Source organism: Candidatus Corynebacterium faecigallinarum (genome assembly GCF_052264515.1).
Taxonomy (GTDB): domain Bacteria; phylum Actinomycetota; class Actinomycetes; order Mycobacteriales; family Mycobacteriaceae; genus Corynebacterium; species Corynebacterium faecigallinarum.
On the sequence record NZ_JBQQOC010000005.1, the window covers coordinates 50,446 to 74,299 of the forward strand.

Consider the following 23,854-nt stretch of genomic DNA (forward strand, 5'->3'; position numbering starts at 1 on the left):
GTGCATGGGCGTGAGAGCGGAGCGTCCTACAGGAACGTCCAGGCGGCGGCCGCGGCGAGCGCGCCGGTGGCGTTGAGCGCCCAGTGCAGCCCGATCGGGGCAATCACGCTGCCGGTGTGGTGGCGCAGCCAGGTCAGGCCTGCGCCCGCCCCGGCGGTGGCGACGACAGCCAGTCCGACGCCGGCCCACTGCGCGGCGGTGCCGGAGCCGAGGAAGGCGGTGAGCCCGGCGTTGCTGGCGGTGAGGTTCAGCGAGCTGGCGACGTGCCACAGGCCGAACAGCAGCGAGCTGGCGAAGAAGACAAGCTTCGTGCCGCCCATCCGGGCCAGGCTGCCGTGCAGCACACCGCGGAAGGCGAGTTCCTCCGGCAGCACGGTCTGCAGCGGGATGATCACCAGTGCGGCGATCAGCGCGGTCCGCAGGGAGGCGTAGGACTCGTTGAAGAAGAATTCCCTGGTGAACGGTAGTGCCATGGCCACGGCGACACCGAGGACCACCACCACGCCCGCACCGAGTCCGTAGGCCAGGCCCTTGCCGTGGGTGTTGCGGGCCAGTCCGAGGTCACGCCAGCTCATGCCGTTGGCGCGGGCGAGGAACAGCAGGATCATCACCCCGATCGGCACGACCGCGGCGACCGCCGCCAGCTGCGAGAAGTGGGCGGTGACGTTGATCGCCACGAGGGCGGCGATGACGGCGAGGACGTTGAGCGCGTCGCGCAGGCGACGTGCCTTGGGGACGAGGCGGTGGCGCGGGGTGTGGTGGTGGACCCGACGTGTGGTGGTGAGAGTCATTAGGGCACAACGATAGACGCACCGGACCGCTGACCACGAACCAGAAGCCGGTCAGGAGGACGATTTTCACTCACCTCGGACCGTCCTGACAGGCGGGTCACAGATTAGCTGTGGTGTGGGACACCGGTGGCGTCGGGCTTCGTGTCCGACACCGCGCTGGACGCACCACGCATCGTGCCGAGGTACGGGCGGATGCCGATCATCGCCAGGGCGGCCAGTGCCACGACGACGGCCACCCCGGAGAACAGGGCCGTCGGTGACCAGCCTGCGTCGAGCAGGGCGCCGACGATGATCGGGGCGAAGATGCCGCCGAAGCGTCCCATCCCGATACCCCAGCCCACGCCCGAGGTGCGCAGTGCCGAGGGGTAGGCCTCCGGGGTGACGGTGTACATGCCGGCCACGCAACCGTTGAGCAGCATGCCGACCAGCACACCACTGAGGAAGGCGATCGCTGGGATCGAGGTGGTGGTGATGAACACGACCAGGGTGATCGCGCCGAGCACGGAGAACACCATGAGCACGTGGCGGGAGGTGAACCGCACGGTGATCAGCCCGAACAGCAGGGAACCGAAGGTGCCGCCCAGGGTCAGTGCCAGGCCGCCGAGGATGCCCTGGTTCTCGGTCATCCCGGACTCGACCAGCAGCTGCGGGGTCCAGGTGTTGGCGAAGTAGAAGCCGAACATGATGATGAAGAATGCTGCCCACAGCTTCAGCGTGGTCGCACGGAACTGGCTGGACAGCAGGTCGGTCAGCTTCGGCGGCTGTGCCCCGGTACCGGCAGGGGCCTCGGAGCTGATGGCGTCACCGGGCTGACCGGGCTGACCGGATGTAGCGAGCTCGATGGTGAGGCCGGAGTCGTCCTTGCCGAGCTTGCGGGCGACCGCCCGGATCTTCTCCTCGGCCCCGTCCGGACGGCGGAACTGCAGGTAGTCCACGGATTCCGGGATGCTGGTGATGACCAGCACCAGGGAGACGATGGTGGCGGCGGCACCGACAGCGAACATGGCGCGCCAGCCGAAGGTGGGGATCAGCCAGGTGGACAGGGAGCCGCCGACGGTCGCGCCGACCCCGTAGCCGGCGGCGTAGATGCTCACCGCCAGGCCGCGGTGGCGGTTGTTGGACACCTCACTGGTGATCACCGTGACCGTGGCGAGGATGCCGCCGATGCCGACACCGGTGACCACGCGCCACAGGCCGAGCTCGGTAGCGGAACCGGCGGTGGCGGACAGGGCGAGACCGGCGAAGTTGACCAGCAGTGAGGCGATGAGGATGCGGCGTCGTCCCATCCGGTCGGCCAGCGGGCCGAGGGTCAGCGAACCGACGGTCATGCCGATCAGGGCGGCGCTGAGCAGCAGGCCGGACTGGCTGCCGGTGAGGTCGAACTCCTCGCGGACCGCGGAGGAGGAGAAGGTCATCGCCAGGATGTCGTAGCCGTCCAGGGCGTTGAGGAAGGTGGCCAACCCGATGATGTACCACTGCATGCGCCCCATGGGAGTTGTGTCGATGGTCTGTCTGATGTTCACGGGTGGTGCCTTTCGCGCCCTGTGCTGGTCATAACCAGAGGGATACTACCTGGTGGATCTTGCTCCACTGCGATCGCGGGCGTAGAGTGACGGGCCTTAGTAGACAGATCTGTACAGAATGACTTTTCAGGAGACCCCCATGTCCACACCGGACACCCCCGATTCGGCGGCTGAGGCATCCACCCAGAGTGCCCCGTCCCGCCGTTTCCTGCCGTCCTGGCTCACCGGCTTCGGCGCGCAGGTCGTGATCGGCCTCATCGTCGGCCTCGCCCTCGGCTTCATCGCCCGCGCCCAGGGCACCGACCTGCCCGAGGGTGAGCAGAGCTGGCTCGGCACCCTGCTCGACGAGGTCGGCTCGACCTACGTCACCCTGCTCAAGCTGCTGATCCCGCCGCTGATCGTCACCGCGGTGATCACCTCTGTGGCCAACCTGCGCAAGGTCGCCAACGCCGCCCGCCTGGCGGTCAGCACCCTGATCTGGTTCGCCATCACCGCCTTCTTCTCCGTGCTCGTCGGCATCGCCGTCGGCCTGGTGATCCGCCCCGGCGAGGGGACCAGCGTGGACTCCGACTCCGCGGCCGAGCCGTCCGGCACCGGCTCCTGGTGGGGCTTCCTGGAGTCCATCGTCCCGCAGAACTTCCTGGGACTCTCCGGTTCCGCCGGTGACGACGGCTCGGTGGTCATGAACTTCAACGTGCTGCAGCTGCTGGTCCTGGCCATCGTCTTCGGCATCGCCGCGGTGAAGACCGGCAAGACCGCCGAACCCTTCCTCGGTTTCGTCGAGTCGCTGCTGACCGTGGTGCAGAAGGTGCTGTGGTGGATCATCCGCCTGGCGCCGATCGGCACCGGTGCGCTCATCGGCCACGCCGTCGCCGACTACGGGTGGGACGCCCTGGGCTCCCTCGGCAAGTTCGTCCTGGCGATCTACGTGGGCCTGGCGCTGATCATGCTGGTGGTCTACCCGGCGGTGATGGCCTACGCCCGCATCCCGATCATGGGCTTCTACCGTCGCGTGTGGCCGGTGACGTCGCTGGGCTTCATCACCCGCTCCTCGATGGGCGTCATGCCGGTCACCCAGCGTGTCACCGAACGCTCGATGGGTGTGCCCACGGAGTACGCCTCCTTCGCGATCCCGCTGGGTGCGACGACCAAGATGGACGGTTGTGCCGCGGTCTACCCGGCCATCGCCGCGATCTTCGTCGCCCAGTTCTACGGCATTGACCTGGGCGTCACCGACTACCTGCTGATCATCTTCGTCTCGGTGATCGGCTCGGCGGCGACCGCCGGCACCACCGGTGCGACGGTCATGCTGACCCTGACCCTGTCGACCCTGGGCCTGCCGCTGGCCGGCGTCGGTCTGCTGCTGGCCATCGAGCCGATCATCGACATGGGACGCACCGCGGTGAACGTCACCGGCCAGTCGCTGGCCGCCACGATCGTCGCCAAGCGCGCCGGGATCCTGGACCAGGAGATCTGGGACAACGCCGAGAAGGGCGGCTTCGAGGACGCCGCCGGTGAGGACTCCCACCGGGCCCACATCGCGTCCTGATGTGTCCCTGATGTCGATGCGATCGACATGTCTGGTGGGATATGTCGATTAAAGCGCCGAAAATCACCATGTTATAGGATGTGAACTATCCCGTGAGGCGCACCGAGGACCAGGCTTCGCGCAGTTCACGGGAGGGATCCGCGACAGTCTTCTCGCCACCGTCGAAGAGCTGGGTGGCATAGTCAGTGGGGTAGGTCTCCCACCCGGGATCACCATCGTGGATGAACCGGCGCCACCGGGCCTGCATCACCTGGGTCGTCGCCGCCATCCGCTGACGCCCACCCAACGCCAGCGCACCGGGGCCACGTCCGGAGTCGTAGCGTCCGAACAGGATTGGCAGGTCAAGAGCGTGGGTGGCGCCGATGCCGGAGATGTCCAACGAGGGGGTCGACATGTCCAGCCGGTACATCCACGCCCGGCCCGACGGGTGCTGCCCGGCCAGACGCATCGATGGGGCGGTGAACAGAGCATCGCCGACGAAGCGTCCGGCCTCCCCACGGCGCGCAGCATCGCCGTACAACGCGGAGAGCACCCGCGGGGCGTGCTCCTCGTCGATGCCGCGGGCGAAACCACGCGACTGCTCCTGCAACGCCCGACGTGACAGGGCATTCCACCGCATCAGGACGTACTCGTCGAGGCTCGTGCCGATCAGCAGCGGACGGTCCAGCGTGGCACCGGGCTCCAGCGGGTGGCGCGGCAGCAGGTCGTCGATGACGGGGGCGAAACCACCGGCGATCCCGGTCGTGCCCCAGCTCGCGGCGTTGAGCTTCTCGGTCAGCCAGGCCAACCCCTGCGGACTGGCGGTGAGCAGGTCGGTGCCGGTGCCCTCGGGGCGGGGACGCTTGCCGTCCTCACTGCCGCGCAGGATCTGCAGCGCGGTGTCGGCGAGGCGTCCTGCCGTCTGTGGGGTGTGCACCATCGCTGCCGCCGGCGACTGGGCGATGAACCCGGCGACCAGGTCGGCGACCCGCGGGGTGGCGCTGAGCGCGGTGACCATCGCCCCGCCGGACGACTCACCCATCACCGTGATGCGCGACGGATCCCCGCCGAAGCTCTCGGCGTTGGCGTGCACCCACTCGATGGCGGTGATGATGTCGGAGAGCCCGGTGTTGCTGTCGAAACGCTCGGCGTCGAGGTCGTCGGCGTTGCCGAGAGCGAGCTGGCCGAGGATGCCGACCCGGTAGTTCACCGCCACGTAGATGCTGTCGGTGGCGCCCGCGAAGTACTCGCCGGAGAGCAGCGGCTCACCGGCGGAGCCGTGGATGTTGCTGCCGCCGTGCAGGTAGACGACGACCGGACGCGGCGTGGTGGGGTCGAACACCTGGCGGGCCGGGGAGGCGGGCGGCCGGGGGACCACGACGTTGAGCCACAGGCAGTGCTCGGAGCCGATCCAGCCGACCTTAGGGTTGCGCCACTGGGGGCAGTAGTCACCGGAGCGTTCGGCGAGCAGCACACCCCGCCAGGGCTGCTTTTCTGTGGCACGACGGAAGCGCAGGTCACCGGTCGGTTGTTCGGCGTAGGGAATGCCGCGGAAGGCGATGGCCCGGTTCACCGGGTGTCCCTTCACCGGGCCGGTGGTGGTCCCGACCACCCAGTGGTTGCTGGTTCGCCCGGTCGTGGTGGCGACATGGTGCGGAGTATCGGAAGGCATGATTCGAGCCTAACCTGTGGACCAGTGGCCCTACCGTCGGACACGTCTTCGATAAGGTGCTGGTGGATGAACGCTGACCGAAACAACCACGGCAATCACGGCAATCACGGCAATCACGATAATCACGATAATCACGACAAGGAGCAACATGTCAGGCTATGACCTGTACCAGAGCCTGGGACTGTCCCGGGCTCATCCGCCGGAGCAGCTCGCCACTGAGCTGGACCGGCAGATTTCGGACCTGCGCGCCCAGGGTGTCCAGGATTCCGACCCGCGGTTGGACGAGGTGCTCATCGCCCGCAGCGTCCTCGGCGATGCCGGCCGGCGTACCGAGTACGACCGTGCGTTGGACGCCGCCCCCGGCACTGCCGCCGAGGCGGACGTGCCGTGGATCAAGGCGCTCGCGCAGCGAGGTGCTGGTTGGGACATGGCCGGCGGTAACAGTGCAGGTAACGGTGCAGGCTCCGGTGGCGCGAACGTGCTCGCCGCGATCGACCGCTTCCTCACCCCGCTGCCGCTGGCGGCGGTGTCCGGCCTGCTGACGGTGCTCGCCTTCATCACCTTCTTCTTCAACTGGGGCAAGGTGACCATGACGGACGGGCCGGCGACGCTCACGTTCACGATCACCGGCTTCGGCTCGGCATCGATGGACATGAGCGGCTTCGGGAACCTGTTCCTCAGTGACACCCGTCCGGGCTACACCTTGCTCTCCCTGGTCATCCTCATCCTGCTGGTCGTCGGCACGGTTCTGCTGGGCCTCACCCGCGACACCCGCTTCGGTGCACTGCTGGTCGCTGTGGCCGGTGGCCTGCTCACGCTGTACGGCGTGTGGGCACTGTTCACCAAGCTGGGGGCGGACGATCTCTTCGGCGGCGAGGAGGACTTCGGCTCGCTGCCGTCGCCGTCCGTGGGCGCCGGTGCGGTCCTCGGCCTGATCGTCGGTGTGCTGACGCTGGCGGTCGGGGTGCTGGTCGTGCTGCGGCTGCAGGGCTCCCTGCTGCCGCAGGCCTGGACCTCCGGCAAGGCTGCGTCCGGTAGCGCGGCACCCGTTCCGCAGGACGCTGCGTCCGACACGCAGGATGCTCCCTCCGACCCGTCCGACCAGTCCGACGGAGACAACCCGAACACCCAGCGGCCCAACGCCGAGCAGTAGAAAGAGAAGGAGACACATCATGTCGGGTTACGACCTCTACACCAGTCTCGGCCTCTCCCGCGCGGAGCCGCCGGAGCAGCTCGCCGAGCAGCTGGACCGCCGCCTCTCCGAGCTGCGCAGCAACGGCTTCACCGACGACACCCCGCAGGTCAGCGAGGTATCCGCTGCCCGGGCCGTCCTCGGCGACCCCGCCAAGCGCACCGAGTACGACCACGCCCTGGACGCCCCGGGCGACGACGAGCCGAACATCCCCTCGATCATCGCCCTGGCGCAGCGTCCCACCGGGCCGCAGTGGGGGGTTCCCGCCGCCGGTGCCCCGAAGAACTCGGCGATGGATACACTGACCGACCTGCTCAAGCCGCTGTACGTCGCCGCGGCCGTCGGCGTTCTGCTCCTGCTGAGCATCGGTAACTTCTTCTTCCCCTGGGGGAAGATGGAGGCCGACGGCGAGGCGGCGCCGATGAACGGCTTCGGTGTCATCACCGCCGGCGGTGACGCCATCACCCGGACCCTGTACCTCTACATCGCCCTGCTGGTCATCGTGCTGCTCATCGCCGGCGCGGTCATGCTGGCCACCAGCTCGGCGCCGAAGGCCGGAGCCCTTCTCGCCGCCGTCGGTGGCGGCCTGCTGACCATCTACAGCTTCATCGCACTGGTCACCAAGTTCGGCGCCGCAGACTTCTTCGGCGTGGTCGGCGGCAGCGGATCATTCATGTCGGACTTCGGCGAGGAGTTCGAGACTGCCTCGATCGACGCCGCCGTCGGCATCGGGTCGATCTTCGGCCTGATCCTCGGCCTTCTCGTCCTGGCTGTCACCGTGTTCTATGTCATCAAGGGCGAGGGCCGCATCCTGCCGGCCCGGCAGCCCGTCCAGCAGTAGGACGGCACCACTGAACCCCCGGCATGGTGCCGGGGGTTCTTCTGGTTCCGAGGTCAGCGCTCTTGGTTCAGGTGTCGCTAGCTGTACCCGAATCGGTCACTCGACTACACACGGGACGACCGAAATGGGGACACTTAGCGACACCGGGGCAGATGTCCGACGGTCAGGGGCCAGAGGCCAGGGCTCAGGCAGTCAGGACGGTGCCGACCGCACCCTTGGCCGCACGGACCTCGGGGCTGCGTCCCACCGTCGTGACCCCGACGACTACGTCGCCGGAGCCGTCGGCGGCGGGTGCCACCGTGTAGACCACGAGTTCCTCGGGGGAGGACAGCTCCACCTGCTCGCGCCGGCCCTCGACCAGTCCCGCCTCGCCGAGGGTGTTGAGCATCAGTCCGTACTGGTTCGTCCAGCCACGCCGCTGCTCCTCAAGGTAGGAGCCGGCAGCGTCGCCGGAGTCGTTCACGGCTCCGAGCTGGCGTCCGACGATGGTGCCCAACGCACGGGCCGACCCCTCGTCCTCGGGACGCACCGTCACCTCCACCCCGTCGATGACCCCGTGGACCTCGACACAGTCGCCGACCGCCCACACGTCCGGTGCGGACGTCCGACCGGCGGGGTCGACGATGATGCCGCCACCGGGGCCGGAACCGACGGCGATGCCGGCGTCCTCGGCCAACATCGTGTCGCGCACCGCACCGACGGAGACGACGACCACCGCCGGATCCAACCGGTCGATCTCCGCGGCGAGCGCCGCAGCGTCCAAACCACAGGTCACGGAAACCTTGTTCTCGGCGTGACGTTCACGCAGCCACTGGGAGGCGGCCGGCGGCAGCATCCGGGAGCAGACCTCGTCGGCCATCTCCAGGACATGCACCGGCGCGTCACCGATCGTCGCGGCGGCGGAGGCGGCCTCCAGGCCCAGCACACCACCACCGACCACGACGACGGTGTCCTCGGCGTCCAGCTCGTCCAACCGGGCACGCAGCGCGGTGGAATGCTCCGGGGTGCGGATGTAGTGGACGTCGCGGCCGGCCTGCCACGGGGTCTCCGCGGGGTCGAGCAGGCGCGGGCCCGCGCCGGTGGCGATGACCAGCTGGTCCCACTGGTAGGTGGTGCCGCCGGCGGTGAGGGTGCGGGCGTCCGTGTCGATGTGGGTGACCGGGGTCGACAGGTGCAGGGTGACCCCGGGGGTCTCCAGCGGCGCGGCAGGCAGGGCGACGTCGGCGGGGGTCTTGCCCTTGAGCAGGATCCCCTTGTTCACCTCGGGACGCCGGTAGGGGGCGTGGGGTTCGGTGGTGAAGATGTCGATGGTGGTGTCGGACGCATCGGACGCATCGGACGCATCGGACGCAGCGTCCGATGCGGTGGCGTAGGCCTTGACGAGGGTGTGTGCGGCGACGCCGCCGCCGATGACGGCGATGCGGTGGGTGCTGGTGGACATGAGGCCTTCCTGGAGCAGAACGGTGTGTGCGGGTGGGTGGGGTGTGACGACAAAACCCCAGGTCGCGAAAAGTGTCACCGCCGATGTCGGTGGTGGCACTTCCCGTCGGCCCGGGGAAGGGGAGTCGGCAGACTACTTGCGGCTGATCTGGACCATCTCGAAGTCGGCCTTCGCCGCGCCGCAGTCCGGGCACTCCCAGTCGTCGGGGATGTCCTCCCAGCGGGTTCCGGGCTCGAAACCCTCGTCCGGGTCGCCTTCAGCCTCGTCGTAGATGTATCCGCACTGCAGGCATTCATAGACCTTGTAGTCGTCCATGGGAGCGTCCTTTCTTTCACATGGCCAGGTGGCAGGTTCCGGGTGCGGACCTGCGCCGTCTAGCCGACCTTCTCGAAGTCCACCTTGTCACGGACTCCGCAGTCGGGGCAGAACCAGTCTTCGGGAACTTCGTTCTCCCAGTCGAATCCGGGGGCGAAGCCCTCTGCGTCGTCGCCGGCTTCGGTGTCGACTCGGTAGTCGCACAGGGGGCACTGGTAGACAGCCACGGTGGCGTCCTCTCTTCTCGGGTCTTATGGGTCAAGCACGGTCAGGTGTGGTCAGGAGGTGAGTGGTGATTGTCAGGCGCTGGGCGTCGGGCCCGCCGCACCGCCGGCACCGGCGGCGTAGTCGATCGGCTTGCGGTTCTTCGGCCGGGGAATGACGTGGGTGGACGGGACGCCCGGCCCACGGTAGAGCCCGACGAGGCCCGGGAGCGTGAAGAACAGGGAGATGGCGATCAGCCAGGGGTAGGCCTCCTTGAGGAAGGCCGTTCCGGTCCAGCCGAGGATCCCCAGGACCAGCGTGGCGAGACCGAGGACGGTCAGCCCGATGCACATGGTGTAGTGGAACGTGGGGTTCGTCATCTTCTGCGGCGGCGCCTGGTTCTCCGGGATGTTCCCGCCACCGGCGGCGCGGAGGGCGTCCAGATCGGTCTGGGTGGCGGAACCGGAGGTCTTCTTGGGTGCAGTCGTGGACATTGTGCCTAGGCTCCTGCGGTCTCGGAGACGGGTGCCTTGCCGCCCCACTTGGCGCGCAGCTTGGCGGCTTTGGAGGGGTGCAGGTTGGCGCGGTCGAGGTCGTAGTTGTAGTACTGCATCAGCTTCTTGTCCATGATCCAGAACCACACCGGGGGAACCGCGGCGGCGGCGATCATCGTCGCGTAGCCGGCGGGCAGCTCCGGGGCGAAGACGTCCGAGCGCAGCGACTGGTACCGACGGGTCGGGTTGGCGTGGTGGTCGGAGTGGCGCTGCAGCTGGTACAGGAAGATGTTGGTCGTCAGGTTGTCCGAGTTCCAGGAGTGCTCGGGGGAGCAGCGCTCGTAGCGGCCGTCCTCGAGCTTCTGGCGCAGCAGGCCGTAGTGCTCCAGATAGTTGACGAACTCCAGCAGGGCGATGCCGATGATCGCCTGGACCAGCATGTACGGCAGGATGTTGATGCCGAAGACGGCGAGCAGGACGCCCCACAGAACGACGGTCATCAGCCAGGCGTTGAGGACGTCGTTGTCCAGGTTGAACTGGCTCTTGCCGCCGCGCTCCAGGCGCTTCTTCTCGTTGTTCCAGGAGCGGGGGATCTGCTTCGGGATGGAGCGCAGCAGGTAGGAGTAGGCGTTCTCGCCCATCCGGGAGCTCACCGGGTCCTCCGGGGTGGCGACCTTCACGTGGTGACCCTTGTTGTGCTCGACGTAGAAGTGGCCGTAGGCGGGCACAGCGAGGACGATCTTGCCGAGCCAGCGCTCGAAGCTGCCCTTCTTGTGGCCGAGCTCATGGGCGGCGACGATGCCGATACCGGAGGTCATGCCCATCGACCATGCGAGGCCGAGCTTGTCGTACCATTCCAGGCCGCCGTAGGTCCACTGCCAGCAGCACAGCACCAGGCTGGCCAGCATGATGGGGAAGTACAGGTAGGAGATGATCCGGTAGTACTTGGTCTCCTCCAGCCACGGGACGAACTCCTCGGGGGCGTTCTCGCCGTCACGGCCGAGGACGAAGTCGCCGACCGGGATCAGGATGAACACGGCGATCGGGCCGAGGAACCAGGACGCGTGCACCATGAACTCGGGCGCGTTGATCGCCTTCATCCACTCGACGATGCCCCAGTTGATCAGGGGGATCGCCGCGGGGACCATGGAGAAGATCCAGGCGTACTTCTTCTTGTCGACCCACTTCTTCTCGTTCTGGGTGAAGGGCTGTTCGATCGGTGTGCCGTCGTCGGCACCTGTCGGCTTTCGTTCTGTCGTCGTCATGACGGTGTCAACCTCCGTTAGGTTGGCTGGAAGTGTGTCTCAAGACACATATTTTCTGAGACGCGATAGACGATACAAGACGTAGTTAGGCTCCACAATGGAATTAGCAAATTCCCTGGAGGAAACATTCCAGATTCTGATGACCTGCGGATATGGTGTCCGCTTGAGGAATGGATAGCCTCACTAGCGCACCCCTAGAGCGGGGGTGGCGACCGGGGGAGGGGCGGGTCACAGGGGTGGGATTTGGAGTGCCCGGTACATGTTCCGGGGCGGGGTCCGTGGTCCCGCCATCTGGTCCGGACACGAGAAAACCCCGGCCTCCCACGAGGTCCGGGGTAGTCGCAGGGCGCTCCATATTGTCCGCACTGGAACAGCTTGTCGCTGTCGGCGGGAAGCGCCCACGGCTGGACGCGTCAAGCGTGCAACCGCGTGGGCCCCAGGGGTGGCGGGGCCGAGGTCGGGCGTCCGGGCGGTGCTTTTGTCGGCAAACGACCAGGTGCCGCAGAAGAACTTACCGAATGCGGTGAGAAACTGCCAGATGACCTGCGATCACACCCCGAAAACGGGGGCAGGCGTTGCCCAGCGCCGTCAGTCCGCCGTCAGTCCGCCGTCAGTCCGCAGTCAGTCCACCGTCCGGTCCCGTCCGGCGAGGTAGCCGGCACCGATGAGGATCACGTCGATGACCACCAGAGACACCAGTGCCGGCGACCACGATCCGGTGGCGTCATGCAGCGCGCCGACGGCCACCGGACCGACTGCGGCCAGCACATAACCGATGCTCTGCGCCAGGCCCGACAGGGACGCCGCGGTGGTGTGGTGTCGGGTACGAAGACCGAACAAGGACAGTGACAGGGTGATGCTGGCCCCGCCGCCGAGGCCGGCCAGGATCGCCCACAGGGCGGCGGCCTCCGGAGCGAGAAGAAGTCCTAGTGAGGACGCCAGCAGGAACAACGGTAGGATCGCGCCGATGAACCGCTGGTCACGGTGTCGGGCGATCAGGGCCGAGCAGACCAGGCTGCCGACGATGCCGAAGGCGTTGACCAGGAACATGTGGGTTCCGGCGGCGGTGTCACTGATTCCGGCGTCCCGCTCGATGGTGGACAGCCAGGTGACCAGGACGTAGAAGTGGGTGGACTGCAGGCCCATGAACCCCGTCACCTGCCAGGTCAGCGCGCTGCGCCACAGGGGGCGCGGGGTGGGGGCGGCGTCCTGACGGGGGAGGACGTTCCGGGTGTCCGTGGCCGTGCGGGCAGTCGTTCCCGTCGCGCTTGGCGCCGTCGGCGCAGGACGCTTCCGCAGCATCGGCAGCAGTACCCCCAGCGCGATCAGTGCCAGGCCGGCCCACATGCCCAGCGGCAACCGCCAGCCCAACGCACTCAGGCCCGCCACCGGGACCGCCACGCCGGACGCGATCGCCGCCACCCCGGACTGCACTGCGGCGTACGTGCCGGTGACCTGGCCGATCGAGGTGGGGAAGTCGCGCTTCACCCAGGCCGGCAGCACCACGTTCAGCACTGCGATCGCCATGCCGATCAAGGCCGTGCCCAACCACAGCAGTGCGTCCGGCGGGGTGGAGCGCAACAGCAGGCCCGTCGCCAGTACCGCCAGCGCGATGGCGACGATGCGCTCCAGGCCGAAGCGCCGCGCCAGTAGCGGGGCCACCGGGGAGATCACCGCGAACCCCAGCAGCGGCAGGCTGACCAGGTAGGACGCGGTGGACGACGTGAGTCCCAGATCGTCCTGGATGTCGCTGAGCACCGGGCCGACGGTGGTCAGGGCGGCGCGCAGGTTCGCGGCGACCAAGATGATCCCGAGGACAGGCAGGGCGATCCGCAACGCTTTTCGTGGCATTCGGAGGAATCTACCAAACACCTGAGGAGTAGCCTCCTGGGGCATGAGTATTGCCCTGAGTATCACCGATGTCTCCGTCCGACGCGGCGACAAGCACCTCATCCATGACGTGAACCTCGCCGTGCCCACCGGTAGCCACTGGGCGGTGCTCGGGCCCAACGGCGCGGGTAAGTCCACCATCCTGAAACTCGTCGGTGCGCGGTTGTACCCCACGGACGGCACCGTGGAGGTCCTCGGCGAGACGTTGGGACGCACCGACACCCGCGAACTGCAGAAGCGCATCGGCTACGTCGACCCGAAACAGCGTCTCGACGACATCAGCTGCGCCGAGGCGGTGCTGTCCGGGGTCTCGGCGTCCAACGGCTACCTCCGACGCTTCGACTACACCGTCGCCCACCGCGAGCGCGCCGAGGAGGTCATCGAGCTGGTGGGGATGGCAGGGCGCACCGAGCGACTGTGGAGCCAGATGAGCCAGGGAGAGAAGGCCCGCACCCTGATCGCCCGGGCACTGGTCACCGACCCGGAACTGCTGCTGCTCGACGAACCGTCCACCGGCCTGGATCTGCCCGGGCGCGAGACCCTGCTGCGGGTCATCGACGAGATGCGCGTCCAACTCCCGGCCCTGACCTCGGTGTTGATCACCCACCACGTCGAGGAGGTCGCCGCCTCCACGACCGATGTGCTCATGGTGAAGGACGGGACGGTGCTCGCCGCCGGGCCGGTGGCGGAAACCATGACCTCGGTGAACCTCAGTACCCTGTACGACATGGAGGTGACGCTGAACCGGATCGCGGGACGCTGGTTCGCGGTCAACGGGTAGGTCGGTGGCTGGCCGGTGTGGATTCGGCGAGACACAGCTCATGCGCGTCAGTGGGCAGTTCGGAGGGGCTACCGGATAGGCTCTCAAGGGTGAGTGACAGCAGAGCAGTGGAACCAGAGCCCGTGAATCCGTCCGGTCCGGTGTCGTCCGGTGCTGCCGGCGGCGCTGCGGCGAAAAAGAAGAAGATGCCGGTGTGGGCGGAGTACGTCCTCACCTTCATCGTGGCGATTCTGCTCCTCGGGCTGTTCAACACCTTCATCGGGCGGCTGTACCAGATCCCGTCGGAGTCGATGGAGCCCACGCTGGTCGGCTGCGACGACTGCACCGACGACCGCATCTTCGTCGACAAGCTCTCCTACCGTTTCAGTGATGTCGAGCAGGGTGACGTGGTCGTATTCACCGGCACCGAGGCATGGAACGAGGATTACACCTCCACCCGCTCCGACCAGGCGCTGGTTGCTGCGATGCAGAACGGCCTGGAGAAGATCGGGATCCTCGCCCCCGACGAGTTCACCCTGGTCAAGCGTGTGATCGCCACCGGCGGTCAGACCGTGCAGTGCCAGGAGGGTGACCCCGGCATCATGGTGGACGGGGAGAAGGTCGACGACTCCTACACCATGGACCCGATGGCCTACGCCGTGGATCCGCGCACCGGGGCGGACGCCTGCCAGGGTGAGTACTTCGGCCCGGTCGAGGTGCCGGAGGACTCCTTGTGGCTGATGGGCGACAACCGCACCAACTCGAAGGACTCCCGCTACTACCACCTCGCCGGTGACCCGCTGGACGGCACGATCCCGCTGGACAACGTGGTCGGCAAGGTGCAGTTCAAGGTCTGGCCGCTGAACCGCCTGGGTGGCGTGGAGTAGACCTCTCGCCGGGACGCCTGCGTGCCGCGGCCGGTGTCCCTCCTCGGAGGGTGTGTCCGGTGTCCTGCTCCGGTGTCGCGTCCGCTGCGTACCGAAGCATGACGGATTCACCGTTTCGCTGGCAGTCGAACCCCTAATCCGTCACGCTTCGGTCCGGTCAGGTGCCCCGCTCCCCTCCCGAGGCACAGGACGGGGCGTCATCGGGACGCCGCGGGGCGTCCGGTCTCCCCGTCAGTTACGGCTGTCGGTGATGTCCTCGGCGATACGTGCGCTGGACGCGGCCTCGCGGGAGTCCAGCGAGGCGGGATCGGTGCCGTTCGCGCCGTCCGCGTCCTCACCCTCACCGTCGCGGCTACCGAGCTTGCCGTCGGAGATCTTGGCGACGATCATCGCGATCGCGCCGTCACCGGTGACGTTCGCCGCGGTGCCGAAGGAGTCGATGGCGATGTAGGCGGCGATCATGATCGCGATGTGGTCGGCGGTGAAGCCCAGCTGGTCGCCGAGCACGCCGGCGGCCGCCATGATGGCACCACCGGGCACGCCCGGGGCGGCGATCATCATGATGCCCAGCAGCAGCAGGGATCCGATGAACTGCATGGTGCCGATGTCCAGGTCGAAGATGTGGATCACGGCCAGGGCGAACAGCGAGATCTTCATCACCGAACCGGCCAGGTGGATCGTGGCGCACAGCGGGACGACGAAGCCAGCGACGTTGTCCGGCACGCCGTTCTTCTTCGCGGACTCCAGGGTGACCGGGATGGTCGCGGCGGAGGAGGAGGTGCCCAGCGCGGTGGCGTAGGCCGGCATCATCGTCCACAGTGCCTTGAAGGGGTTGCGTCCGGCGACCGCGCCGGCGAAGAGGTACTGGGCGAGGATGAAGAGAATGGTCATCACGGTGGCCAGCAGCAGTACCTTGATGAACGCGGAGATCACGTCGACGAGATGGCCGTTCATGCCCATCGACAGGAAGACCCCGAAGATGAAGATCGGCAGCAGCGGGATGATGAAGGTCTTCACTACCTTCATCACGATGCTCTCCAGCTCACGGGAGGCGGTGTAGAGCACGTCGGATTTCACCGCGGTCATCGCCAGGCCGATGCAGAACGCCAGGATCAGCGCGGTCATGATCTCGAAGGGGGCGGGCATCTCGATGTCGAAGAACGGCTCCAGGGCACCCTCGTCGATGTCGACGAGGGTGTCGTAGGAGTCATTGCCCAGCAGCCACCCGTAGGTCAGGGTGGCGACGCCGAAGGCCACCAGTCCGGAGATGATGGTGGAGGCGTAGGCGATGCCGGCGGTGATGCCGAGCCAGCGTCCGGCGCTGCGTCCGATGCCGGCGATCGCCGGGGTGATCAGTGCGAAGATCAGGACCGGGATGAACAGGTCCAGGAAGTTGCCGAACAGTCCGTTGAAGGTCACGAAGACGCGCGCGAGCCCGTCCGGGAAGAAGAAGCTGCAGGCGATGCCGAGGATGATCGCCACGATGATCCGGAACAGCAGACTTCCGGCGAGTTTCTTGAACGTCATGAGGTGACTCTAAATCGCTGATGCCGCGTCCACCAACTGGGGAGTGCTGTTTCCGGCTGTGATCTTTCACATGGTGAACAATCAGCGGGTCTGACGGTGCCTGACTACTCCAACCCGAGCGCGTCGGTGATGGTGAAGTGCAGGTCGGTCTGGTCGGTCAGGCCGGAGACGTTGGCGGCGGACGGACCGTAGGCGGCGATGCGCAGCTGGGCACCGGTGTGCCCCTGGCTCTGGTTGTCCTGGTTCTCCGAGGTGGCGTAGCCGATGGTCATCTCCGCGCCTTCGCGGGTGATCAGGCGGCGGGACAGGCCGGGGTACACCGACTCGCGGGCCTCCTCGACGCTGATGTCCTTGTCCTCGGCCAGGGCCTCGATGTCCTCTTCGCTGACGTTGCCGAGGACCTGGCTCGTGTGGGCGTGGTCGGCGGTGACGATGACCAGGGTGTCACCGTCCTCCTCGGCGAAGGCGAGTGCCTCTTGGACGGCCTCGTCAAGGTCGACGGTCTCCCCGATCTGGCCGCAGGGGTTGGCGGCGTGGTTCTCCTTGTCGATGGAGGCGCCCTCGACCTGCAGGAAGAAGCCGTTCTCGGCACCGTCCCCGTTGTCGGAGAGCAGATCGATGGCCTTGGTGGTCATCGTGGCCAGGGTGGGGATGTCCCCGGTGCGCTCAGGGTTGTCGGTGCATTCCTGGGCGGGCTCCAGGTAGCCCTGCTGCTCGGCGAGGTCGCCTTCCCAACGCACCGGCATGGTGTCCTCGGCGAAGAGTCCGAGGACAGGTGCGTCCTGGTTCGCCTCGGTGATGGCGTCGAGTTCCTCTGCGTTGGTGGGCAGCTGGTAGCCGCGGTCCCCGGCCTGCTCCAGCAGGGTCTTGCCCTCCCAGTCGCCGGCCTTGGCGTTCTGGTCGAAGCTCTCGGCCCCGCCACCGAGGACGACATCGGCACGCGACTCGAGGTACTGCTCGGAGATGGAGCCGGCACCGCCCTGGTCGAGCAGGTCGTCGCCACATTCCTCGGTGTCATCCGGACCGTAGCATTTGCGGGCGTCCACGTGGGCGGCCAGCACAGCCGGGGTGGCGTCCTGAATCGCGGCCGTGGAGACGTTGCCGGTGGCAAGGCCGGCGTCCTTGGCCTTCTCGATGAGGTTGGTCTGGTTCTCGCCGTGGATGTCGACACCGATGGCGCCGTTGTAGGACTTGGTGCCGGTGGCCCACGCGGTGCCGGACGCTGCGGAGTCGGTCACGTAGTTCGGCGTGCCGTCCTTGTTGAGGGCGTAGTGGGTGTACTGCCCGGTGACCGGCAGGGCGTCGAGTCCGCTGAAGCTGCCGGCGGCACCTTCGGCGTAGTTGCGGGCGGCGGTGATCTCGGAGTCGCCCATGCCGTCACCGATGAGCAGGATGACGTTCTTGGCGCCGGTGGCGGAGACGGCGTCACGGACGTAGTCGCCCTGGTCGCCGTCGAGACGTCGTGCGCCACCGTTCTCGGTGATGTCGCCCTCGGCCGAACGGCTCTGGAGGTCCGGGCTGCCTGATCCGGAACCGGAGCCGTTGTCGTCGTCGCTGCAGGCGGCGGCGGTGGCGAGCAGGGAGACCGCGCCGAGTGCGGCAGTGGCGGTGCGGGCGGTGCGGGTGATTCGGGTGTGCTTCACGTTCTGCTTTCTTGACGTCATGTGTGATCCGTCGACAGACGCTACGAGTTGAGTGTGAACGGTGGGTGAGGGTGGCTCTGCGCACCGGTGAACTGGTGGTGAATCCTGCTTCCGGGGGCCAATGCTCTGTTGGGGGAGGGGACGAGGACTGACCCCGGTCTACTTCTCGACCGCAGCCTTGCCCGTCGACCCCCGGGCCACCAGTGAGGGGGCCATCTGGAGGTGGAGGTCATCCCGGCGCCCAGTGGAACGGGAGCGCACCATCGCGAAGGCACGGCCACCCATGTCGTAGGTCGGTTGGTCGATACTGGTCAGGGTGGGACGCATCTGCGTGCACAGCGCCGAGTTGTTGTAGCCGGTGACGCTGAGGTCCTCCGGCAGTGACAGTCCGGCATCCAGGGCGGCACTGACCAGTCGCAGTGCCATCCGGTCGTTGTTCGCCACCACGGCGGTGGTCGCGCCCTGACCCAGGGACAGTGGCCGGCGTTCGGCGATGCGCTGGATGGCCCACTCGGCGTCGGTCGGGCCCACGGTCACCGGGTCGGCAAGCCCCGCGGCGTGCATGACCCGGGTGAACCCGCGTTGGCGGTGCATCGCGGCAGGACGGGTCGATGACCGGAGGAAGGCGATCCGGCGGTGCCCCAGCGACAGCAGGTGTTCGGTGGCTGCGGCGGCCCCCGAGGCGTCGTCGTTGGAGATGGAGTCGACCCCGGGGACCTCGTAGGGGAGCCGGCCGACGACCGTGACCGGGATCCTGGAGGCGATCTCTTCCAGGGAGTCGATCGGCAGCCTGGAACTGATGACCACCATGCCGTCGGGATTCGACGAAGCCAGGGAGAAGAACCGCTGTTCCAGACGCTGCACGTCTTTTCCGCCGTGCGCCAGCGTGGTGGATGACCCGGCGGCTTCGGCGGCTGCCTCGATGCCGGATACGACGTCGTGGTTGTACGGGCTGGACAGGTCGTTGAGCAGCACGGCCAACACCGGGCGCGTGGACGGACGTAGAACGCGCGAGCGAACCGCAGGGCGGTACCCGAGCTTCTCCGCCGCGGCGAGTACGCGGGCCCGCGTGGCCTCGGACACGCCGTCCTCGCCGCGGATCGCCAGTGACGCCGCGGACACCGAGACCTCTGATGCTGCGGCGACGGCGGACAGGGTCACGGTCCTGTTCTTCCTCATGGGCACAGAACCTACCCAGAAAAGATGGTCCGTGCCTGGTGGCGCGGGATTTCACTGGAAGGTTCCAGTGGATTCCATCTTCTGGTGCCGACCTGTTCACTTTCCGACAACGTGCGCTTCTCCTGCCGTTACTACCGTCTCCCGCTATGAGCCCGACACCCACGACAGAACCGATGCCCGTCCCCCCGGCCGCCCTGGACTCCCTGGACTCCCCGTCCGCGGGGGACCTGTGGCCGCCACAGTCCGCACCTGCCGGCCTGATCCTCGATTTCGGAGGGGTGCTGTTCACGACCCGCACCAGAGAGGACGCCGTTGAGCGTCAGCGGAGCGTCCTGCGCGACTACCTTGTACGCAGGGTCGGCACGGCCACGCAGACCGCGGACACTGCGGAACTTCTGGCGAAGGACACAGACCTTCTCGACCGTGCAATCGCAGCGGCGGCGGCATCATTGACACACTTCAAGCACGGTTCCTCGCGGCGACCCGCCCCACGTGAGCTCAGTCCGGCGGAGATCGTCGGGGAGTTCTACGTCCCTGATTTCCCGGACGAGGTGCGGGACGCCCTGGTGGCCGTCGCCCCGGAACTGCTGGCCGATCTGGCTGAGGCGCGCACCGAGCACATCCTGCGCACCGGGGCCCGTGAGTTGCTCGAGACCGCTGCGGCGGCGGGCATCCCGATCGGCATCGCATCCAACGCACATTCCGGGCTGCACCACCGCCGGCTGTTTGCCAGGCACGGCCTCGACGTATTCCTGACCGCCCAGAACTATTCGGATGAGGTCGGTATCCGCAAGCCTCACCCGGACATGATCCGCCTCACCGCTCGTGCGCTCAGCGCCGCGTGTGATGAGTGCTGGTATGTCGGCGACACCCTGGACCGTGATGTCGTCGCGGGTCGGCGTGCCGGGGTCGGGGCCGTGATCCTCACCCGGGACAAGCACACCGACAATCCGCCGTTCCCGGTGGAGGTTCAGGCGGACGCTGTCCTCGAGACCCCGGGGGACCTGGCGGAGGTCCTGCGGGGACTCGCCGGCCCGGACGGCCCGGACGGCCCGGATGTGGCAGCCGGAGCGGACGGTCCGGACACGGCGTCGGGTACGACGATCCGGGCCTTGCTGATCGACCACGGTGGCGTGATCTCCGAGACCTGGCCGCACCCGCAGCCCTCGCTGGCGGTGGCCGAGGCCTTGGCGGCGGCCTGTGCCAAGGCCGGGGACCCGGTCTCCACGGGGACCGCGGCGAACCTCGTCGAACGCGCCCGGAAGCGCTACCGCGAGTTCAAGGCCGCCGAACAGTCCGCCGGCACCAGCAGGGAGGTCACCCCGGAGATCTACTGGACCGAGTTCGTGGACCTCACAAGTCGTCAACGCGAAGTCGTCGCCGGGCACGCAGACCTGCTCACCGTCCTGCTCTACCGCACCCGCTCCCGGAAGATGCTGCGCCCGGGTGCCGCCGAACTGCTGCGTGCCGCGCAGGAGGCAGGCGTCCCGGTCGTGATGGTGTCCAACACCATCAGCGGACGCGGGGTGCGTGCCCTGATCACCGAATACGGTCTCAACAGGACCTTCGACAGCTGGGTGTTCTCCGACGAGGTCGGGGTGAAGAAACCCCATCCCGGCATCTTCGACTCCGCTCTGGAGGAGCTGCCGGCAGACATCTCTCCGCAGGACTGCCTGATGGTCGGCGACAAGATCGACAACGACATGTCCGGCGCACGCGACGCCGGCATCGGACACCGGTACCTGGTGCGCGGTGGTGACAGCGGCAATGACGAGATCGCCGATGCTGTGCGGTCCGGTACAGCCACCGGTGCCGTCGACAACCTCTCCCAGCTCATCGCCCTTCTCCCTCCGACCCCGGTGCCTCCTGTGTCCCGCGCAACCCAGGCACCCCGGGCATCCCACGCGACGATCTCCTGACCCTCCGCCCCGGTGCCCCCACCGGAGAAAGTGACACGACCATGTCTTCACCGTCATCACCGTCCTCCCCTTCATCACCGTCAACTGCCACACGCCCTTCCCCCGCCCGCCCCGACCGCGCCGACCAGGCAGGGCGCCGCGGCACCCTGCGCACCCGCGGTGCCAACGGAATCATCGAGCTGACCACCCCGCAGAAGCTCATGGTGTTCGTGCTGTCCATGTCCCTGTTCGGGCTGTCGAACATCATGCTCGAGCTCATCCCGGACATCCAGGTCGGCCCGGTGGACATCTCCATCTCCAATATGATCTTCATCCCGCTGACCATGGCAGTGCTGTTCTCCCCGTTCTGGGCCGCACTCGGCGCCCCGCTGGGCGAGATCGTGTTCACCGACCTGCTCATGGGTGACTTCTCCGGACTGGCGGAGGTCGAAGGCTACCTGCAGATGTTCCTCGGGATCTACATCGGTGGTTCGCTGGTGCGGAGGGTGACCTCGGTGCCGCAGATCTGGATCGGTGCCATCGTCATCATCGGCATCGACAAGCTGTTGTCCGCCGTCGTCGACCTGTCCAAGGTGTGGATCGGTGTCGAGGACGCCGAGTACGTCTCCGGCCTCCCGGAGTCGATCCTGGTCGTCGAGGGTGTCGGCTTCGTCACCGACCTGGTGACCAGCGGCATCCTGTTCGGTGCGATCCCCGCCATGTGGATCATCCCCCGCCTGCACGGACGCATCGAGCCACTGATGGGCATACGTCCGCGCCAGCCTGGTGAGCGTCCTCCGGGACAGGCCCGTGGTAACGCGGCCTTCGTGGCGGTGGCCGTCCTGCTGTCGGTGGCGTCCTTCGGATTCGCCTTCCTCGAGGCGTTCGACGTCAGCGCCGGCGAATGGTCGCCGGACTTCCTCGGCGAGTACGGCAACGGTGTCCTGTGGGTGTCGGTCGCCGCGGTCGCGGTCGTGCTCGCCCTGGCTGTACTGCTGTTCCGGGTGTCCCAGAAGAAGAGCGGGAAAAAGGGTGGGACGCAGTGAACTTCATCCAGATCACCGACCTGTCCTTCCGCTACCCGGGCGCGGAGGTGGATTCCCTGCGCAACGTGAACCTCACGATCGAGAAGGGCGACTTCGTGGCCGTCGTCGGCGGCAACGGATCCGGAAAAACCACCCTGTGCAAGACCCTCAACGGCATGATCCCGCACTACTGGTCGGGTGAGTTCGCCGGCGGCGTCCGGGTGAACGGCATCGACACCTTCGACTCCACCGTCGCCGAACTGTCCCGTACCGTCGGCTACGTCTACCAGGACTTCCAGAACCAGCTGGTCCGTCCGACCGTGCGGGACGAGGTCGCCTTCGGTCCGGTGAACTACGGACTGGAGGACTTCGGGCAGAGGCGGGACGAAGCACTGTCCCAGCTGGGGATCGAGGGACTCTCCGAACGGTTCGTCTGGCAGCTGTCCGGCGGCCAGGCCCACCTGGTGGCGCTGGCCAGCGTGCTGGCGTTGCGTCCGGAGGTCGTCATCGTCGACGAGCCGGTGGCTGAACTGGACCCGGCCCGTGCCGAGGAAACCTACCGGCAGCTGGAGAAGCTGAACCGTGAGGTCGGCACGACGATCATCGCCATCGAACACCACGCGGAGTTCATCGCCCGCTACGCCTCCTCGGTCATCCTCATGAACGACGGTGCCCCGGTGTGGCACCTTCCGGTCCGTGAGGCGATGGCCCGGGCCGGGGAATTGGAGTCACACGGTATCCCGGCCCCGACGGTCACCGACATCGGTCGTCGTATCGGGGTGGGCCAGCCGGCGCTGACAGTGGCGGAGGCCGCCGACCAGCTACGGCAGGACGGTCTGGTGGGGACCCATGACATGGTGCCCGACGCCGCTGCGTCCCCGACGGTCTCGTCCGGGGCAACCAACCCGTCCAACCCACCTATCCGGGGGCACACGGCGAACGCCGCGGCCGACTCCATCGCCCGACTGCAGGGCGTGCGCCACGGCTACCGGTCCGTCGGCGGCAGCATCACCCCGGTGCTCGACGGCATCGACCTGACTCTGCACGAGGGGGAACGCGTCGCCGTCGTGGGCTCCAACGGGGCCGGCAAGTCCACCCTGCTGAAGTTGCTGACCGGACTGATCGTCCCGCGCTCCGGCACGGTGGAGGTCTGCGGGGTGAACTCCCGGAAGCGTTCCGCTGCCCAGCTGGCTGACCTGGTGTCGTACCTGTACCAGCACCCGGAACGGATGTTCCTCACCGAGTCGGTGCGCAAGGATGTCGAGCTGTTCCCCACCGGGCGGAGGATCCCTGATGCGGAGGCCATCGCCACCCGGGTCATCGACCGGGTCAACCTCCGCGAGATGGCGGACCGGGACGGCCGGGCCCTGTCCGGCGGGCAGCAGCGCCGAGCGACGATCGCCATCGGCCTGGCGATGCGTCCACGGGTGTTGTTGTTGGATGAACCGACCGCCAGCCTGGACATCCGGTCGCGGGACGGGGTCATCGGGATGCTCGCCGAACTGGCGGACACCATCCGCTGTGCCGTGGTGGCCACCCACGACATGCAGCTGGTGGCCGACTGGGCGACGCGGGTCCTCGTGATGGGGGAGGGCACGGTGTTGGCGGACGTCACCCCGCGTGAACTCTTCGCCGATGTGGACCTGGTCACCCGGGCCCGGTTGGTGCCCCCGCAGGTCGCGCAACTGGGAGTGGAGCTGGGCATGGATCCCGTCCCGCTGTCGGTGGATGAACTGGTGGACCGTCTGGCCACCGTGGAAGAGAAGGAGCAGGTGTAGG

General features: G+C 67.4%; 20 protein-coding genes. 8 read left to right on the forward strand and 12 right to left on the reverse strand.

Annotated elements, in window-relative coordinates:
- Positions 1-26 precede the first annotated feature (26 nt).
- Together ACTXPP_RS03845 and ACTXPP_RS03850 are read right to left on the reverse strand one after the other, a co-directional pair.
- Positions 27-791 carry a CPBP family intramembrane glutamic endopeptidase gene (locus tag ACTXPP_RS03845; RefSeq protein ID WP_443340978.1) on the reverse strand — a complete coding sequence of 255 codons (765 nt, stop codon included), beginning with the start codon at positions 789-791 and terminating at the stop codon, positions 27-29.
- 104 nt (positions 792-895) lie between these two features.
- On the reverse strand, positions 896-2,314 hold the full coding sequence (locus ACTXPP_RS03850) for an MFS transporter (protein ID WP_301495270.1): 1,419 nt from the start codon (positions 2,312-2,314) through the stop codon (positions 896-898).
- Positions 2,315-2,453: 139 nt separating this feature from the next.
- Between ACTXPP_RS03850 and ACTXPP_RS03855 the strand changes: the two genes are divergently transcribed.
- Positions 2,454-3,863, forward strand: coding sequence for a dicarboxylate/amino acid:cation symporter (locus ACTXPP_RS03855; protein ID WP_443340980.1), 1,410 nt, complete (start codon positions 2,454-2,456; stop codon positions 3,861-3,863).
- Positions 3,864-3,948: 85 nt separating this feature from the next.
- Here ACTXPP_RS03855 and ACTXPP_RS03860 read toward each other — a convergent pair whose 3' ends face one another.
- A complete protein-coding gene (locus tag ACTXPP_RS03860; RefSeq protein WP_443340983.1) occupies positions 3,949-5,514 on the reverse strand; it encodes a carboxylesterase family protein in 1,566 nt (521 codons plus the stop codon).
- Between the two features lie 148 nt (positions 5,515-5,662).
- Here ACTXPP_RS03860 and ACTXPP_RS03865 point away from each other — a divergent pair, with 148 nt between their 5' ends.
- Together ACTXPP_RS03865 and ACTXPP_RS03870 are read left to right on the forward strand one after the other, a co-directional pair.
- Positions 5,663-6,667, forward strand: coding sequence for a hypothetical protein (locus ACTXPP_RS03865; protein ID WP_443340985.1), 1,005 nt, complete (start codon positions 5,663-5,665; stop codon positions 6,665-6,667).
- Positions 6,668-6,686: 19 nt separating this feature from the next.
- The gene (locus ACTXPP_RS03870) at positions 6,687-7,547 is read left to right on the forward strand and encodes a hypothetical protein (protein WP_301520955.1); all 861 of its coding nucleotides are present in this window, start codon (positions 6,687-6,689) and stop codon (positions 7,545-7,547) included.
- A gap of 184 nt (positions 7,548-7,731) precedes the next feature.
- Here the strand turns inward: ACTXPP_RS03870 and ACTXPP_RS03875 are convergent, their stop codons facing one another.
- The 6 genes from ACTXPP_RS03875 to ACTXPP_RS03900 all read right to left on the reverse strand — a co-directional run bounded on the left by ACTXPP_RS03875 (position 7,732) and on the right by ACTXPP_RS03900 (position 13,117).
- On the reverse strand, positions 7,732-8,988 hold the full coding sequence (locus ACTXPP_RS03875) for an FAD-dependent oxidoreductase (RefSeq protein ID WP_443340987.1): 1,257 nt from the start codon (positions 8,986-8,988) through the stop codon (positions 7,732-7,734).
- A 132-nt stretch (positions 8,989-9,120) separates the two neighbouring features.
- Positions 9,121-9,303: a rubredoxin gene (locus tag ACTXPP_RS03880; RefSeq protein WP_443340988.1), complete on the reverse strand. Its 183-nt coding sequence runs from the start codon at positions 9,301-9,303 to the stop codon at positions 9,121-9,123.
- Positions 9,304-9,362: 59 nt separating this feature from the next.
- On the reverse strand, positions 9,363-9,530 hold the full coding sequence (locus ACTXPP_RS03885; protein WP_301498430.1) for a rubredoxin: 168 nt from the start codon (positions 9,528-9,530) through the stop codon (positions 9,363-9,365).
- Positions 9,531-9,602: 72 nt separating this feature from the next.
- Entirely contained in the window at positions 9,603-10,001 is a 399-nt protein-coding gene (locus tag ACTXPP_RS03890) for a hypothetical protein (protein ID WP_443340991.1), read from the reverse strand.
- A gap of 5 nt (positions 10,002-10,006) precedes the next feature.
- On the reverse strand, positions 10,007-11,266 hold the full coding sequence (locus ACTXPP_RS03895; RefSeq protein WP_443340992.1) for an alkane 1-monooxygenase: 1,260 nt from the start codon (positions 11,264-11,266) through the stop codon (positions 10,007-10,009).
- Between the two features lie 621 nt (positions 11,267-11,887).
- Complete coding sequence (locus tag ACTXPP_RS03900; protein ID WP_443340993.1) at positions 11,888-13,117, reverse strand: CynX/NimT family MFS transporter; 1,230 nt, start codon at positions 13,115-13,117, stop codon at positions 11,888-11,890.
- 43 nt (positions 13,118-13,160) lie between these two features.
- Here ACTXPP_RS03900 and ACTXPP_RS03905 point away from each other — a divergent pair, with 43 nt between their 5' ends.
- Together ACTXPP_RS03905 and lepB are read left to right on the forward strand one after the other, a co-directional pair.
- Positions 13,161-13,937, forward strand: coding sequence for an ABC transporter ATP-binding protein (locus tag ACTXPP_RS03905; RefSeq protein ID WP_443340994.1), 777 nt, complete (start codon positions 13,161-13,163; stop codon positions 13,935-13,937).
- 89 nt (positions 13,938-14,026) lie between these two features.
- Positions 14,027-14,803 (forward strand): signal peptidase I, encoded by a 777-nt coding sequence (gene lepB, locus ACTXPP_RS03910; RefSeq protein ID WP_443340996.1) that lies wholly within the window; start codon positions 14,027-14,029, stop codon positions 14,801-14,803.
- Positions 14,804-15,034: 231 nt separating this feature from the next.
- Here lepB and ACTXPP_RS03915 read toward each other — a convergent pair whose 3' ends face one another.
- The 3 genes from ACTXPP_RS03915 to ACTXPP_RS03925 all read right to left on the reverse strand — a co-directional run bounded on the left by ACTXPP_RS03915 (position 15,035) and on the right by ACTXPP_RS03925 (position 19,152).
- Positions 15,035-16,330 (reverse strand): dicarboxylate/amino acid:cation symporter, encoded by a 1,296-nt coding sequence (locus ACTXPP_RS03915; RefSeq protein WP_443340998.1) that lies wholly within the window; start codon positions 16,328-16,330, stop codon positions 15,035-15,037.
- A 104-nt stretch (positions 16,331-16,434) separates the two neighbouring features.
- Positions 16,435-17,994 (reverse strand): alkaline phosphatase, encoded by a 1,560-nt coding sequence (phoA, locus tag ACTXPP_RS03920; protein WP_301525483.1) that lies wholly within the window; start codon positions 17,992-17,994, stop codon positions 16,435-16,437.
- 138 nt (positions 17,995-18,132) lie between these two features.
- Positions 18,133-19,152 carry a LacI family DNA-binding transcriptional regulator gene (locus ACTXPP_RS03925; RefSeq protein WP_301497165.1) on the reverse strand — a complete coding sequence of 340 codons (1,020 nt, stop codon included), beginning with the start codon at positions 19,150-19,152 and terminating at the stop codon, positions 18,133-18,135.
- Positions 19,153-19,325: 173 nt separating this feature from the next.
- On the opposite strand from ACTXPP_RS03925, the gene ACTXPP_RS03930 reads away from it, so the two are divergent.
- Genes ACTXPP_RS03930 through ACTXPP_RS03940 form a run of 3 tightly spaced genes read left to right on the forward strand, consistent with a single transcriptional unit; the run spans position 19,326 to position 23,853 of the window.
- Positions 19,326-21,071 (forward strand): HAD family hydrolase, encoded by a 1,746-nt coding sequence (locus ACTXPP_RS03930; RefSeq protein WP_443341001.1) that lies wholly within the window; start codon positions 19,326-19,328, stop codon positions 21,069-21,071.
- Between the two features lie 41 nt (positions 21,072-21,112).
- Positions 21,113-22,096 carry a DUF8171 family membrane protein gene (locus tag ACTXPP_RS03935; RefSeq protein WP_301525680.1) on the forward strand — a complete coding sequence of 328 codons (984 nt, stop codon included), beginning with the start codon at positions 21,113-21,115 and terminating at the stop codon, positions 22,094-22,096.
- Positions 22,093-23,853: an ABC transporter ATP-binding protein gene (locus tag ACTXPP_RS03940; protein ID WP_443341002.1), complete on the forward strand. Its 1,761-nt coding sequence runs from the start codon at positions 22,093-22,095 to the stop codon at positions 23,851-23,853. Before ACTXPP_RS03935 ends, ACTXPP_RS03940 begins: the two co-directional genes overlap by 4 nt.
- Position 23,854: the final 1 nt, after the last annotated feature.